The sequence below is a fragment of the Spirosoma arcticum genome, from assembly GCF_054779955.1.
In genome coordinates this window covers 1-14,701 of the sequence record NZ_BAAGXG010000004.1, presented here as the reverse complement: position 1 = coordinate 14,701, position 14,701 = coordinate 1, and the positions used below count along the sequence as shown (strand labels likewise).

The following is a 14,701-nucleotide window of genomic DNA, read 5'->3' as shown; positions in this document are numbered from 1 at the left end:
CCTGACTAACCAGTTCATTCAGTTCAAAGAAATAGTATCAATTTAAAAAGTAAAAATCATGAACATCGTCGTAACCGGTTCGCTGGGGAACATTAGTAAGCCATTGACGGAGGAGTTAGTGCAAAACGGTCATTCGGTCACGGTCATCAGCAGCAAGCCCGATAAGCGGACTGCCATCGAGGCCCTGGGGGCTACGGCAGCTATTGGCTCCTTAGAAGACGCCCATTTTCTGACGGAGACCTTCGCCGGAGCCGATGCCGTTTACTGCATGATCCCGCCCAATTTTGCCGCTCCTGATCAGTTGGCGCATTACCAGGCCACTGGCCGCAGCTATGCCCAGGCCATTCGACAGTCGGGCATAAAGCGGGTGGTGCATCTGAGCAGTTGGGGGGCGCATTTGGCCAAAGGCACTGGGTTCATTGTCGGGTCGCACCACGTAGAAGAAATGCTCAATGAGTTGTCCGACGTGTCCATTACGCATTTGCGGGCCGGATACATCTACTACAATCTGTACAACTACATGGGCATGATTAAAAGCGCGGGGATGATCGGGGCCAACTACGGGGGCGACGATACGCTGGTCCTGGTGGCTCCTGCCGACATTGCCACTGCTGCCGCCGAGGAGCTGACCACTCCGACTACCGGACATACCATTCGCTACGTGGCCAGCGACGAACGGACCGCCAATGAGATCGCGCACAGTTTAGGAGCTGCCATCGGTAAGCCCGATCTGCATTGGGTCACCTTCACCGATGAGCAATTGAAAAGCAGCATGGAACAGCGCGGCTTGCCTGCCCACATCATCGCCAACTCAATGGAATTGGGGAATAGCATTCACAATGGTACCCTGCGGGAGAACTATGACCGCCACAAGCCCGCCGGGATGGGCAAGGTAAAGCTGGATGATTTCTCCAGAGAATTTGCCGCTGCCCTTCAAAAAGGGTGACTTCACCTGCCTGAAAGCACTTTTCTCGGGTAGCACTTTTCTGTTCAGTCAATTTTTTCAGTCAACCAATCAACAGTATGGAACCGATGAAGATTGTAGGTCTTGAAGAACACGTCGCTGTGAAGCCGCTCCTCGATGCGTGGGCGAAGGTGCCGGGGATGCCCCAGATCCCGGAACTGGGCTATGGCAATGAGCCGCTCGCGCTGCGGCTTCGGGACATCGGAGACCGGCGACTGGCCGAGATGGACGACCTCGGCGTGGACGTGCAGGTACTATCGTTGAGCACGCCAGGTGTTCAGATTCTGGCACCCGCCGATTCGGTGTCGGTTGCCCGTGAGTCGAACGACGCGCTGGCCGAAATCGTCAGCAGTAACCCGGCCCGCTTCCAGGCGCTGGCCGCCCTCCCGACCCCGTCACCGGAGGCAGCCGCCGATGAACTGGAGCGCGTAATAACCCAGCTTGGTTTTCGCGGTGCGATGATCTTTGGCCGCACGGGCGACCAAAACGCTGACGCACCCCAGTTCGACCCCATCTACGCCACTGCTGCGCGCCTGCGGGCACCGCTCTACCTACACCCACAGACGCCCCTGCCAGCCGTCATGCAGGCCTATTATACCGGCTACGGCCAGCAGGTTGACTATATGTTCGGGACGTTTGGCTTGGGCTGGTACTATGATAACGGCGTACAGTTGCTGCGGCTGATCTTCTCTGGCGTGTTCGACAGGCACCCTGATTTGCAGGTCATTGTTGGGCACTGGGGCGAGCTCGTTCTCTTTTACCTCGAGCATATCGCGACCATGCAGACGACCGGGCTACACCTCGAACGGCCACTGGCCGACTACTTCCGGCAAAACATCTGGGTAACAGGCAGCGGCCTGTTGAGCGAACGTTACCTGCGGTGGACGGCGGAGGTCGTCGGCGTGGACCGTATGATGTACTCGACCGACTACCCGTTCACCTACCAGACCCCCTACCCGCCATTGGATACGAGCCGGGGACGAGGACGACAGTTTCTCGAACAGGCACCGCTAACCGAAGCGGAGAAAGCGGCTTTCGGCTCAGGGAACTGGGAGCGACTAACCGGGCATCTCGCTATGCCGACCCGGTCCTGAACACATCAGGGATAATCCTCTCCGTAGTTATTTCAACTACGGAGAGGATACATGAATTGAGCCACACCGTGCCAGTTTAAGTGACGGGTAACGAGTTGAAGCAACCCTGATCTACCTACTCAGGAAAGTGCCTGGAACAGCGTCAACCAAAAAACCAAGCAAATCAACATGCCGACCATCCTGCTAACGACCGCCGACAACGGGGTCACGGAGTGGAAAACGACCTCGTGGAACCCTATGACGGGTTGTGACCGAATTTCACTGGGCTGCGATAATTGTTATGCCCTCATGTTTGCCGCCCGGCTGAAAGAAATGGGGCAGGCGCGGTATCAGCACGACGGCGACCCGCGCACTAGCGGCCCCGGTTTCGATCTGACACTGCACCCCGACACGCTCAACCTGCCCCGATCCTGGAGAAAGCCCCGACACATCTTTGTCGGCAGCATGAGTGATATGTTCCACCCCAGGGTACCGCTGGACTACATTCAGCAAATCGTGGAAACCATGCGGGCCACACCCCAACATACTTACCAGGTGCTGACCAAGCGGGCCAGACGACTCGCCAATCTATCGGAACACATCGACTGGCCGGGCAACGTCTGGGTGGGTACGTCGGTTGAAGAGGCCAGCCTGCTCCACCGCGCCGACGACTTGCGTAAAGTCAATGCCGCCGTTCGGTTCTTGTCGCTGGAGCCGTTGATTGGCCCGCTACCGGACCTAAACTTCGAGGGTATCGACTGGATTTCGCTGGCGGGCGAATCGGGGCCAAACGCCCGGCCAATGGCCATTGAGTGGGTGCGTGACATCCGGGACCAGGCCGTGCGGCATGAGGTTCCGTTCTTCTTTTTGCAATGGGGCGGGATCGCCCGGGGCGGTGGGCGAATCCTCGACGGACGGACCTGGAACGAAATGCCCGTCCGCCAGTCACGTCCAAGAGCCAATAGCTTTTCAGACAATCAGTTGATCCTAAAACAGAACCTGGTATGAGCAATTCCCTGACTACGGTAGAGCCGCCCGTTGCGTTTTACCCCAATTTCCTATCCCCGGCCGAAGCCCTCGACTGGTTTGAACAGTCGAAGGCCCTCGACTGGAAGCGGGACGAGATCAACATGTACGGCAAAAAAATTCCCGTACCGCGCGAAGAATCCCTGTTTGGCGACGATTTTACCTACGAATACCGGGGGAGTATTATCCAGGCCAAACCCTGGCCGGACTTCCTGCTGGAGACCCGCAACCGGATTCAGGCATTGAGCGGGCTGACGTTCAATTTTGCCGTTGGCAATCGCTACGTGACGGGCAAAGACTCCATCGGCTGGCACTCGGACAGTTTTCCGCAGATCGGGAAAAGCCCGGCCATAGCGTCGCTGAGTTTGGGCAGCACCCGACGGTTTAAGCTGCGCCACAACGAGACTCGCGAGGTGATTGACTACGATCTGGAAAGCGGGGCGTTACTGATTATGCTCCCCGGCTGTCAGGAGGACTGGCAACATGCGGTGCTGAAAACGTCCCGTCCTGTTGGCGAACGCATCAACTGGACCTTCAGGCCCCATCGGGACGCGCAAGCAAACATATCATGATAATCAGCAGCCCAATCCCATTACGATTCACCGGCGACTACGCGCTGGAAGCCAGCGTTTCGTTGTCGGCCACTGCCGCGTTTGTCGATGCGCTCCGGCCCGCCGATGGCGGGCCAGTACTTGATCTGGCCCTGCTGCTGGAAGGAGCCTGGAAAACGGTGGGTGTGCGGATCGACCAGTCTGACGGGGAGGTACGCGCCCACGTTTTTGCCAACCCTGACGAGGCAACGTCCGACGACATCCGCACCCAACTGGAACGGATGCTCTCGCTCGACATTGACGGGACGGGACTGGCCGAAGTAGCTACCCGCGATACCGTATTTTCCGACCTCCGGCAGCGGCAGCCGGGCATACGCCCCGTGCTGTTTCCTAGCCCCTACGAAGCCGCAGCGCGGGCCATCATTGGCCACCAGCTTCCGGTGCGGCAGGCCGCTGCTCTCAACAAGCGCATTGCCGAAGCACATGGCGTTCGGGTTGACGTCGGCGATCATGTGATGCACGGGTTTCCGGCCCCGGACCGGCTGGCCCAACTGCCCCTCATCCGGGGACTGGCCACCCGCAAGGTGGAGCAATTACGGGTTCTCGGTACCCAGGCTGCCTTACTTGAAAGTAGTCGGTTGCGGGCGATGACCCCCGACGCGGCCATGACGCACCTCCAGCAGTTGCCGGGTATCGGTCCCTTCTCCGCCGAATTGATTCTAATGCGCGGGGTTGGCGATCCTGATGCCTTTCCGAAGACCGAAAAACGCCTGCATCGGGCGATGGCTGCGGCTTATCACCTCGGCGACGAACCCGACCTCGGCACCCTCGAACGGATTGCCGACGGGTGGCGACCCTACCGGAGTTGGGTCGGGCTGCTGCTGCGGAATACTGTCAGTAAATAACAATCAATGGTTATTAATAAACCGTCTTTACCCATTTATCAACAACGTTTAAAACTCAACAAGCATGAAACGAATTGCAGTCATTGGTGCTACGGGTTTACTAGGTGAACCCGTAGCCCACGAACTGATTAACGCGGGGTTTACCATTACGATTCTCGCCCGCGATGAAGCCGGGGCTCGCAAAAAATTTGGTACAGGTGCGACGTACATAGTCGGCGATTTGGATGACGAAGCCACGCTGACTACGCTGTTGACGGATCAGGATGGGCTGTACATGAACTTGTCGGTGAATCCTGATTCATCAGAATCGGATTATCAACCCGAACGCGAGGGGATGCAGGTTATCCTGGACGTAGCCAAACGAGTTGGCCTGCCGCGCATCGGTTATCTGGTCGGTCTTATTCAGGAGTACCAGGGCATGGACGGGTTTGACTTTTGGCCCTGGGTCATTAAAAACCAAGCCGTTGCATCGATCAAACAAAACGGAATTCCCTACTTCATCTATCACGCGTCGTCGTTCATGGACAACTTCGACCGGGGTTCGCTCCGCAGCGACGATACCATCCGGTGGGCGGGCGACTCTAAGCAACGGATGTACTTTGCGTCAGCCTCGGATTACGGCAAGCAGGTAGCCAACTCGTTTAAGCTCGACGTGACCGAAAACAGAGAGTATATAATTCAGGGGCCGGAAGCCTACACGATGGACGAGACCGCAACGATCTTCATCGACAATTATCCAAAGCAAAAAATGGAGTACAGCCACGCTCCGCTGCCTCTGTTGCAACTTGGCGGTGTGTTTAGCAGTTCGATGGAGTACGTGGCTAAACTGAGCGAGTCGATGAATAACTACCCGGAGCAGTTTAGGGCGCAACCGACCTGGGACGAACTGGGCAAACCGACCACGACGCTGGCCGAATACGCCCGGCACGCCGATTGATCCCAGTCCGGTTCGGCGCAAACCCCGCCGAACCGGCATACCTTGTCTTCATAAACTTAACCGCAAATCGAACGTTTCACCCGCTTAGGTGCTTGCCGTTTGTGTGTATTAAATCGTTGGCAGAGTTCCACTTTTTACCAGTCAAATCATGAATAAAAAAGTACTGTTGAGTTTATTGATGATCGTCGTCAGTAGTTCACTGTCGTGGGCGCAACGGGTCGTCAGTGGTACCGTGACGGAAGAAGGCACCGGGGGTTTCGCCGGGGCTACCGTGTTGGTTAAAGGCACCGGAACGCCGGACCGCACGACAGCTACCCTGACGGATGCGAATGGGGCCTACCGGCTGACCGTCCCGCCCGCGGGCACGACACTGGTCTTTTCGGCGGTGGGGATGCAAACCGTGGAGGAAATAATCGGCGGGCGCGCGACGGTCAACGTGCAGCTCCGAACCGACACCCGGCAGTTAAACGAAGTTATCATTACCGCCCTCGGGGTGAAGGCCGAGCGCGACAAGTTTGCCTCGTCCATCTCGACCGTGGACGGGAAAAATCTGGTAAAAACCGGCGAAACGAGTCTGCTGACGGGCCTAAGCGGCAAAACTTCCGGCGTACTCATCACCCGCAACGGGGGCGACCCCGGCGCGGGGGCCTACATCCAGATTCGGGGGCAAAACACCATCAACGGCAACGCCCAGCCCCTGTTCATCGTCGATGGCATACCGGTCAGCAACGCCAGTGACAACACGGGTACGGCCGCCGGTAACGGGATTGTGCAGCAGTCGCGCATCAACGACATCAACCCCGAAGACATCGAGAGCCTGGAAGTGCTGAAAGGTGCTTCGGCGGCCGCTTTGTGGGGAACGCGGGCCGCCAACGGTGTGATTATTATTACGACCAAAAAAGGCAAAGACTCCCAGGGGAAGGTCAATATTACGTTTAAATCGACGGTGTCGTTCGACCGGGTGAACAAGATGCCTGCTTTGCAGCGCACCTACGGGCAGGGCCTGAACGGCTTTTACAGTCAGGGCAACCGCAACACGTTCGGCGACCTGATTGTCGGCCGGACGGGTGGCCCCGATACGTACATCACCGATCCCGGCGCACCGGGTTATCAGGGCATGGTCACCTTTCCCGACGGCACCAAGCGGTACGCCATTGCGCCTGGTACAGCGGCCAATCCGCACGGGGGCAAGAACGCCACTGATACCTACGACCACACCAATGATGTGTTTCAGACGGGCCATTTCACCGACAATAGTCTCAGTATCAGCGGGGGTAACAACCGGTCGACTTTCCTGATCAGCTACGGCAATCTGAACCAGGATGGCGTGATCAAAGCCTTCAGCAACTACCAGCGCAACACCGCCCGGATCAACGTAGCCAGCCAGTTTACCGAGTGGTTCCGCGCATCGGCGAACATGGGCTATACCAAAGTCTATTCATCCCGGACGCAGGAGGGCGACAACGTCGAGGGGATTATGCTGGGTGGCCTGCGTACGCCACCCGATTACAGTAATGCGGCCTACACGGGTACGTTCACCAACCCCGCCGGTCAGGTGTTCAACAACGCCCACGTGTCGTACCGCAATCCGTTGGGACGCGACTTGAGCACCCTGTATTCAAACCCCATCTGGAACATCAACAACAACCGCAACACCAGCGATGTGGATCGCCTGATTGGTACGCTTGAACTGGACATTACGCCCGCGCCGTGGCTGACCATTACGGGCCGCACGGGTATCGACAATTTTACGGATAACCGCCTGGAACGCTTCGCCCGCAACTCGGCCAGTCAGGCGAACGGCTACCTGTCGAAGAACTGGATTACGGAGAAGCAATTCAACACGGATGTGTTTGCCAACGCCAGCAAGACCTTCAGCAACAACTTCAGCGGGTCGTTGCTTTTGGGCGTGAACTACAACAGCCGCCGACGGGCCACGTTGTCGGACGCTATTACCAACCTAATTGTGCCGACGGCCCCCGATATTCTGACCAACGCGCTCAACTCGAACTTGTTGGCCAGCAACTATAACTCCCTGATTCGGACCTACGCGTACTACGCCCAGGCGGAGGTTCAGGCGTACAATCAGCTTTTCCTGACGTTGACCGGCCGGAATGAGAGTGCATCGACCTTCGGAGCCAACACCAACCCCAGCTTCTTTTTCCCCTCGGCCGCCCTGGCCTGGCAGTTCAGCAAATTGCCCGTCCTGGAAAGCAGTTCGTTGCTTAGTTTCGGCAAACTCCGGCTGACCTGGGGGCAGGTGGGCATTCAGCCGCAACCGTACCAGAACTTTACTGCCTTCGGCCCGGCGGCTTACGGGGATATTTTCACGAGGGGCGTATCTGCCGCCAGTTCGCTGTACGGCGGGGGCTACGTACGCAGCACTACGGCGGGTAACGATTTTCTGAAGCCCGAACGTAAAACCGAATCCGAAATAGGGGTCGATCTCCGCTTTCTCAAGAACCGGTTCAGCCTGTCGGCGACCGCTTACACCAACACCACCAAAGACGTAATCCTGTCGCTGAACGTACCGAACGAGACCGGTTACGCCATCCGCAATACCAACGCGGCCGAACTGGCCAACAAAGGGCTGGAGCTGGAAGCCGGTGCCGACCTGATTCCGCGCGGTGATTTCCGGTGGAACCTGTCGGCCAACGTTTCACTCAACCGTAGCAACGTGGTTTCGCTGGCCGGGGCTTCGGTGTACATCCTGCCCGACAGCTACATGCAAAACTCGTCGCTGATTCCGGGGCAACCATTCGGCATTTTTTACTCGACCGATTTTCGGAAAGATGAGTCGGGGAACTACATTCTGGATGCGAACGGGTTTCCGCAGGGTGGCATCAGCAACGAAATCATCGGCAACCCGAATCCGGCCTGGCGGGGCGGTCTGGGCAGCACGTTTTCATACAAAGGACTCTCGCTGTACGTCCTCTTCGACCGCGTGGCCGGGAATGATTTCTTCAACGGTACGCGCGGCTCCCTCTATAACTTCGGGGTTCACGGTGATCAGGGGAACACCGTGGTGGCTCCGGCGGGTGGACTACGCGACGCGAACGGCAACACGATTGCGGCCGGAACGTCCTTTCAGGGGCAGATCAGGGACTTTGGGGCCGGACCCGTCGCTATCAACCAGTTCTGGTGGCAGGGCAGGGGGTCGGCGTCCAATTCGGCTTCGTACAAGCAGTTCGTCGAAGACGGCAGCGTGTCGCGGCTGCGCGAGATCACCCTTTCATATAGCCTTCGCAGTCCAGCGTTTCGGCGCATAACCCGTCTCTCCAACGTCGATTTCAGCCTGACGGGGCGCAACCTGGTGTTATGGACCAAGTACACCGGCACCGATCCCGAAGTGAACATCACCGGCGCGGGCCTGTCGCGCGGGCAGGACTGGTTCACTAACCCGAATACGAAGTCTATTTTGGCTTCGGTTAGAATTACCTATTAAGCCGCCGGTTTAACCAGCTAAACGAAGACCAATCATGAAAAAATCAGTCGTACACAAAGTCCTTATCGCCTTGCTGGCGGTCCATTGCCTGAGCGGTTGCCAGCGTCTGTTTGAGGAACCCGACATTCAGCGCAACCCCAATGCGGTTACCGACGTGGACGTAACCACGCTGCTGGCCGGTACGTTGCTAGGCGTGTCGCTGCTCCACGAAGATACCGACGTGCGCATCGCGTCGATCTGGGCAGGCCAACTCGCCGGCCTGTCCCGCGCTCATCAGGGCTTCGGCCAGTACATTGTCTCGTCGCAAAGCTTCACCTGGGGTACGCTGTACCCGGTGGCGGGTCAGGCCCGGTTGATTCAAACCAAAGCCGACGCGGTGGGCGACAAATGGACCAAGGGCGTGGGGCAGGTGCTGGAAGCCCTGGTCATCGCCAAAGCCACCGACCTCTACGGCGACGTTCCGTACAGTCAGGCCTTCGACGAAGTGAGGTTTCCCACACCGGTGTTCGATAATCAGACGGATGTGTACGCGGCCCTGCAAACTACGCTCGACAACGCCATAGTCAACCTGTCGGCCACGGCGGGACTGCCCTTTACCACGCAGGACTTTATGTACCGGGGCGACGTAACGAAATGGAAAGCGGCTGCCAACACCCTCAAAGCCCGGCTGTATCTGCACACCGGCGAATACGCCAAAGCCGTAGCCAGTGCCGCATTGGGCATCGGCAGTACAGCGGGCGATATGCTCATTCCGCACGGCACGAGCCTGGGCGTCGATAATAACCAGAACTACGATTTCTTCCGGGTCAGTCGGCCGGGCGATGCGGGGTTCGACGGGGCGTATCTGACCACGCTGATGCAGTCCCGCAGCAGATCGACCAATACCAAGACCGACGAAACGGCGCTCTACAACCATTATGTCAAAGTAGGTATCACGGCCACGGGCAGTCTGGACCCCAACACCACCGACGGCGCGTTCACGGCGAATGCGCCCCACCCCATCCTGACGTACTACGAAAACCAGTTGATTATCGCCGAAGCGCAGGCTCGTTTGGGCGTTAATGACCGGGCGTTGGCCGCGCTGAATGCCGTTCGGGCCGGGCTGGCAACGGGCTACATCAATGGCAAAACCATATCGGCTACGGGCCGGAGGTATGATGCGTACACGCCGGATGATTTCGGCCCGGCCGGGCTGGCCAATCCCACCAAATCAGCGACCATGCAAACGGCCCTGCTGTACGAGATTGTCAGCCAGCGGTATATTTTCTTTCTGATGCAGTACGAAGCCTTCAATGATTACCGTCGTTTGGCGAAAGCGATACCCTTGGTGCAGTTGCCCATCCCGCTGTATGTCGGTACGAAAAAGCCGCAGCGGTTCATTTATCCGCAGGGCGAGGTGAACACCAACCCGAACGTGCCCAAACCCCTGCCCGACCAATTCACGAACGTGCCCATCTTTCAGTAAACCCTAACCCGCTTTTCCATGAATGCCGGCAATAAATTACCATCTCTTTCAGAAAATACCTTTTTACGGTATATCAATTTTATTGCGTTGTATTTTGCCGAAGGGCTGCACATGGGGATGCTGTTTGTCGGTATTCCCGCCTGGATGGCCATGAATGGCAAGACACCTGGCGAAATCGGAGGGTTTGCCGCAGCCTGCGCGCTGCCCTGGACGTTTAAATTCGTCGTAGCCCCGCTCATGGATCGCTACACCTATTTGCCCATGGGGCGCAAACGGCCCTGGGTGCTTTTCGGGCAAATCGGCCTGACGCTAAGTTTTATGGCGATGGGTTTTGTGCCAGCCCCCTTAAACAACCTGCGCCTGTTTATGGGGGCGGCTTTTGTCGTTTCCTTCTTTGGTGCGCTGCAGGATGGGGCTACCGATGGGATGGCGGTAGATAGTATTCCCGCTCACCAACAGGCGCGGGCCAACGGGTTCATGGGCGGGTCACGAATGATCGGCAGTTCGCTGGCCCTGGCTGTAGGTAGTTGGCTGTTAAGCACCTATAATTTTACGGTGGCCATGCTCGTGCTGTCGGTGCTGATTGGTTTAGTGACCCTGGTTCCGATTTTTTTACGCGAACAACCCGGTGAAAAGATAGCCCCCTGGACGGTGGGCGCAGCCTCGGCCGAAACGAACCGGATGCAGGTTGGGCGGTGGTCTACCATTCTCACCGCCCTGTACGGTGCGTTCCGGTTGCGGAATTCGTTAATTGTGGTGGCCCTGATGTTTGTGACGATGGGGTCGTACAATTATTTTGAGACCTTACTGCCCATTTTTGCCGTAAAAGTCTCCGGTTGGACCAATGTTTTCTATTCCCAGGCCTTCGCCACGGCGGACCTGATTGGTGGTGTCGGTGGCCTGTTTCTGGGGGGGTATCTGATCGAACGATTCGGCAAGAAGCGCATGATCGGCATTTACTTTTTTCTAATTATCAGCCTTACCTCCGCCCTGATTTTTTTAAAGGTGTACTGGGCCAACACCGCCTTCGTGTATGGGTTCATCATCGTCTACCGGTGGCTGAATGCCTTCGCCAAGATTGGCGTGTATGCGATTGCGATGCAGTGCTGCTCCCGGAAAATTTCGGCCAGTCAATTTACGTTTTACATGACGACGGGGGCCGTTGGTTCCATGGTCGGGGCCACGCTGATCGGTCCGATGAAAGAAAATTTCAGTTGGGAAATAACGTTTCTGTCGTTTGTTGGGATGATGGTTCTGGCCTGGTTTATCATGCAATTTCTGAATATTGACCAACAGGTAGAACAGATAACGGAACTGGATAAGGAAGCCGCTGAACGGGAAGCCCTCGTCCTGAATTGACCCGACCGATACCTGTATGAGTACACAGCAACGCAAAGCCCAGGAAAAAGAATACCGTCGTCAGCTGATTCTGGAAGCGGCCGAAGACTTGATGCGCGAATCGGGCACGCATGTACTCAACATTGATGCGGTGGCCGCCCGAACGCAACTGGCTAAGGGTACGATTTACCTCAATTTTAGCAGCAAGGAAGAAATTTTAGCCGCCCTAACGCTAAAATCCAGACGGTTGCTTTTTGATGAATTATCCGCGATGGCCATGAGCAAGCCCGATCCACTATCGGCCATCAAAGGTATCATTCTGGCCAACTACGCTTTTCTCAAGAAGAACCCCCTGCATTATGACTTGGTTTCGCGCTACGAAGCGAACCCAACGTTGACCGAAACCGATGAACTACAACAGGCTACGCAAAATATCAGGGACTTGGTCATCGGATTAATCGATCAGGCCAAAGCGACCGGTCAAATTCGTCCTGATCTAGATACCATAACGTTTTCGATGTATATGTGGGGCACGGTTACCGGTCTGATTCAGCTTATAAGAGGGCGTAAAGACTTGATAGAGACTGATGATCAGTTGGAGGACCAGAAAATCATTGATCTGTTTAACGGTATATTGGGTAACGGGGTTGCTCTATAACCTGACTTATGATGTAAGCCGTCGTGTAGTTGCCAACAACACAACTTCGGGCATACAGGGGGCTGGTTACATGATGGTAAGGGCCATATTTGACAGGGCAGAAGTGCGAACCATCCTTTTGACGATAAGATAAGCAAGCATTTTGATTCATAAATTTACCAAATAAATTAAAAAATAGTAAATTTATGAACAAAAAAATTCGCGGCTCTGTTTTAATAACGAACCGTTTATGCTAATCCTACCGTATGGCACAATCTGCTACGCTACTAGTTCCAGCCGGTTTAACGGCTACTAACAACGAGGCTCGGTCTGTTGAACACATTGAAGCTACCACAGACAGTCACACCACCTTTCGTGAACAGCCGAAGGAGACTTTAATGTCTTTCAAGGAAACGTTTAGTCAGGAAATAACCCGACGCAAACGCCAGCAGTCGGGTTTATTGGCCATTCTGTTTGCCTTAGGATTCGTTTTTCTGGGGGGCGGCATCCGGTTCGTCCTGCCGGATGAGTACGAAGCGACAACCGGCTACCAGGCTATTTCGGCGCAGGCCTTTCTGTACATGGGCGTGATGATGACCTACGAATTTCTGGCCTGGTGCACCGTACCGATCCGCCGTCGCCAACTGGTCTGGGTACCGACTTTTAATGGATTGGGCAACGCAGCCCTTGAGATAACGATCCTGAGTGTTGCCTTATGGCTCATCTCTCGAAATCTGGGCCACCCGGTGTTGATGCTTTTGTCACCGCTGACGTATCTGTATTTTATCTTCATCACCCTATCGACCCTTCGGCTGAGCGTAACGTTATCCATTTGGACTGGTTTGCTGGCTGCTGTCGAGTTTTTTGCGTTAAGTCTCTACCTCCTCGAAACGGAGCCCACCCAAGTGCTGGAAGTCAACTTTTACCTAACCCGTGCTTTTCCATATCTCATCAAAGCCAGTATTGTCCTGCTCACGGGTATCGGAGCGGCTTACGTAGCTCACCAAATTCGCCGAAGCATTCGACATTCGATTGAGCATCTAGAAACAAACGAAAAAATGCTAACACTGTTCGGTCAGCAGGTATCGCCGGAGGTCGCTCAGGCCATTATGGAGCAACACGGCGCACTAGATCCCCGACACCGCAATGTAGCCGTCCTTTTTCTGGACATTCGTAATTTCACCCGGTATGCCGACACCCACCCTGCAGAGGCTGTCATCGCCTACCAGAGTACGTTTCTGGGTATTGTGGCGCGGGTGGTGCAGCAACATGGCGGTATCATCAACCAGTTTATGGGCGACGGTTGTATGATTACGTTTGGCGCCCCCCTGATCCAGGAGAATCCCGCTAAACAGGCCGTTGCAGCCGGTATGGCCCTTCTGGACGCTATCCGCGACGCTAACTTGGCCAGCCTGATTCCTGCTACAACGGTTGGTATCGGCATTCAAACCGGCGATGCGGTGGTGGGTAATATTGGCACCGAAACCCGTCAGCAGTACAACATTACCGGCACAGTTGTCATTCAGGCGGCCCGAATTGAGCAGTTAAACAAAGAATATGGCTCGCAGATACTTGTTGGGCAGAACGTGCTCGATTTGTTACCGGCGGTACCCACGGGCACTAAACGGATGGGAGCTATCCACCTGAAGGGCATAGCTGAAGAGGTCGTGGTTTGGCAGGTAGCTTAAAAAGAACCCGTTTCATTAGCCATAAGTTAACAACCCAATTACGAAGCAGGTAGATTTGGTAAAAAGATGTGGGCAATGGCCGTAGGCTACTCAGTGGGTGGGATCAAACAAGTGATTTTACAAGGACAGCACTGCTCCGTTTCCTTCGAGTAAAAAATAGCTCCATAATTCCTCATCAAGCTTCTGGTATAGGTTGCGTCGCGTTTTCTTCACACAACAACCTGTTTATATTCGTACAAGATTCCCGCCTACTCAACCGGCCGTTTTCGGTTAATAAATGGGCAGCTAATGCTTTTTAATGAACTCGTTATTTTGCTGTCAATGAATGGTTTGTGTCAATTTCAGCTACCGCTGGAAATCGTTCAGAAAAACGTCCGTGACTGTTGCACAACTCTTTTGGGGTGAAAGTACTCTTGAATTAGCCCTTCCATAAGGGCAAAAAAAGATTCCTCTGGGTGCAAAGCCAACACCTGAGTAACTACCTTAGGCCAGCGCTTGGCCAATAGCCACTTCTTGAGATTGTAGGCCGTTGCCCATCACCATCCGCTTGTGCGCACCCGTTTTACCTTTGCCAAGAGTCCGGCCGGTCCGCCGGTGCGGCATCCCAAAGTAGTTTAGTAAGCTTCCGAAAACGGGCTCAACCACCGCACTCCGTCGCCTTTTCAGCCGCTT

At 55.6% G+C, this 14,701-nt stretch carries 12 protein-coding genes; 11 read left to right on the top strand and 1 reads right to left on the bottom strand.

The window, feature by feature from the left end:
- Positions 1-58: 58 nt before the first annotated feature.
- The 11 genes from ACYVHB_RS09875 to ACYVHB_RS09825 all read left to right on the top strand — a co-directional run bounded on the left by ACYVHB_RS09875 (position 59) and on the right by ACYVHB_RS09825 (position 14,029).
- Entirely contained in the window at positions 59-946 is an 888-nt protein-coding gene (locus ACYVHB_RS09875) for an NmrA family NAD(P)-binding protein (protein WP_461051555.1), read from the top strand.
- Positions 947-1,023: 77 nt separating this feature from the next.
- Positions 1,024-2,058, top strand: coding sequence for an amidohydrolase family protein (locus ACYVHB_RS09870; protein ID WP_461051554.1), 1,035 nt, complete (start codon positions 1,024-1,026; stop codon positions 2,056-2,058).
- A gap of 168 nt (positions 2,059-2,226) precedes the next feature.
- On the top strand, positions 2,227-3,045 hold the full coding sequence (locus tag ACYVHB_RS09865) for a DUF5131 family protein (RefSeq protein ID WP_461051553.1): 819 nt from the start codon (positions 2,227-2,229) through the stop codon (positions 3,043-3,045).
- A complete protein-coding gene (locus tag ACYVHB_RS09860; protein WP_461051552.1) occupies positions 3,042-3,635 on the top strand; it encodes an alpha-ketoglutarate-dependent dioxygenase AlkB family protein in 594 nt (197 codons plus the stop codon). The genes ACYVHB_RS09865 and ACYVHB_RS09860 overlap by 4 nt, the downstream gene beginning before the upstream one ends.
- Entirely contained in the window at positions 3,632-4,519 is an 888-nt protein-coding gene (locus tag ACYVHB_RS09855) for a DNA-3-methyladenine glycosylase family protein (protein WP_461051551.1), read from the top strand. Before ACYVHB_RS09860 ends, ACYVHB_RS09855 begins: the two co-directional genes overlap by 4 nt.
- Before the next feature lie 64 nt (positions 4,520-4,583).
- Positions 4,584-5,456 (top strand): SDR family oxidoreductase, encoded by an 873-nt coding sequence (locus ACYVHB_RS09850; protein ID WP_461051550.1) that lies wholly within the window; start codon positions 4,584-4,586, stop codon positions 5,454-5,456.
- Between the two features lie 148 nt (positions 5,457-5,604).
- A complete protein-coding gene (locus tag ACYVHB_RS09845; protein WP_461051549.1) occupies positions 5,605-8,901 on the top strand; it encodes a SusC/RagA family TonB-linked outer membrane protein in 3,297 nt (1,098 codons plus the stop codon).
- A 34-nt stretch (positions 8,902-8,935) separates the two neighbouring features.
- Positions 8,936-10,366 (top strand): SusD/RagB family nutrient-binding outer membrane lipoprotein, encoded by a 1,431-nt coding sequence (locus ACYVHB_RS09840; RefSeq protein WP_461051548.1) that lies wholly within the window; start codon positions 8,936-8,938, stop codon positions 10,364-10,366.
- An 18-nt stretch (positions 10,367-10,384) separates the two neighbouring features.
- Positions 10,385-11,725, top strand: a complete 1,341-nt coding sequence (locus ACYVHB_RS09835; RefSeq protein WP_461051547.1) for an MFS transporter — start codon at positions 10,385-10,387, stop codon at positions 11,723-11,725.
- A 16-nt stretch (positions 11,726-11,741) separates the two neighbouring features.
- Positions 11,742-12,362: a TetR/AcrR family transcriptional regulator gene (locus ACYVHB_RS09830; protein WP_461051546.1), complete on the top strand. Its 621-nt coding sequence runs from the start codon at positions 11,742-11,744 to the stop codon at positions 12,360-12,362.
- A gap of 377 nt (positions 12,363-12,739) precedes the next feature.
- A complete protein-coding gene (locus ACYVHB_RS09825; RefSeq protein ID WP_461051545.1) occupies positions 12,740-14,029 on the top strand; it encodes an adenylate/guanylate cyclase domain-containing protein in 1,290 nt (429 codons plus the stop codon).
- Between the two features lie 483 nt (positions 14,030-14,512).
- Here the strand turns inward: ACYVHB_RS09825 and ACYVHB_RS09820 are convergent.
- A partial coding sequence (locus ACYVHB_RS09820; RefSeq protein WP_461051544.1) for a hypothetical protein occupies positions 14,513-14,701 on the bottom strand: 189 nt, incomplete at its 5' end.

Coding starts and splice junctions, on each gene's coding strand:
- ACYVHB_RS09875 (WP_461051555.1), top strand. CDS start 59: ATGAACATCGTCGTAACCGGTTCGCTGGGGAACATTAGTAAGCCATTG.
- ACYVHB_RS09870 (WP_461051554.1), top strand. CDS start 1,024: ATGGAACCGATGAAGATTGTAGGTCTTGAAGAACACGTCGCTGTGAAG.
- ACYVHB_RS09865 (WP_461051553.1), top strand. CDS start 2,227: ATGCCGACCATCCTGCTAACGACCGCCGACAACGGGGTCACGGAGTGG.
- ACYVHB_RS09860 (WP_461051552.1), top strand. CDS start 3,042: ATGAGCAATTCCCTGACTACGGTAGAGCCGCCCGTTGCGTTTTACCCC.
- ACYVHB_RS09855 (WP_461051551.1), top strand. CDS start 3,632: ATGATAATCAGCAGCCCAATCCCATTACGATTCACCGGCGACTACGCG.
- ACYVHB_RS09850 (WP_461051550.1), top strand. CDS start 4,584: ATGAAACGAATTGCAGTCATTGGTGCTACGGGTTTACTAGGTGAACCC.
- ACYVHB_RS09845 (WP_461051549.1), top strand. CDS start 5,605: ATGAATAAAAAAGTACTGTTGAGTTTATTGATGATCGTCGTCAGTAGT.
- ACYVHB_RS09840 (WP_461051548.1), top strand. CDS start 8,936: ATGAAAAAATCAGTCGTACACAAAGTCCTTATCGCCTTGCTGGCGGTC.
- ACYVHB_RS09835 (WP_461051547.1), top strand. CDS start 10,385: ATGAATGCCGGCAATAAATTACCATCTCTTTCAGAAAATACCTTTTTA.
- ACYVHB_RS09830 (WP_461051546.1), top strand. CDS start 11,742: ATGAGTACACAGCAACGCAAAGCCCAGGAAAAAGAATACCGTCGTCAG.
- ACYVHB_RS09825 (WP_461051545.1), top strand. CDS start 12,740: ATGTCTTTCAAGGAAACGTTTAGTCAGGAAATAACCCGACGCAAACGC.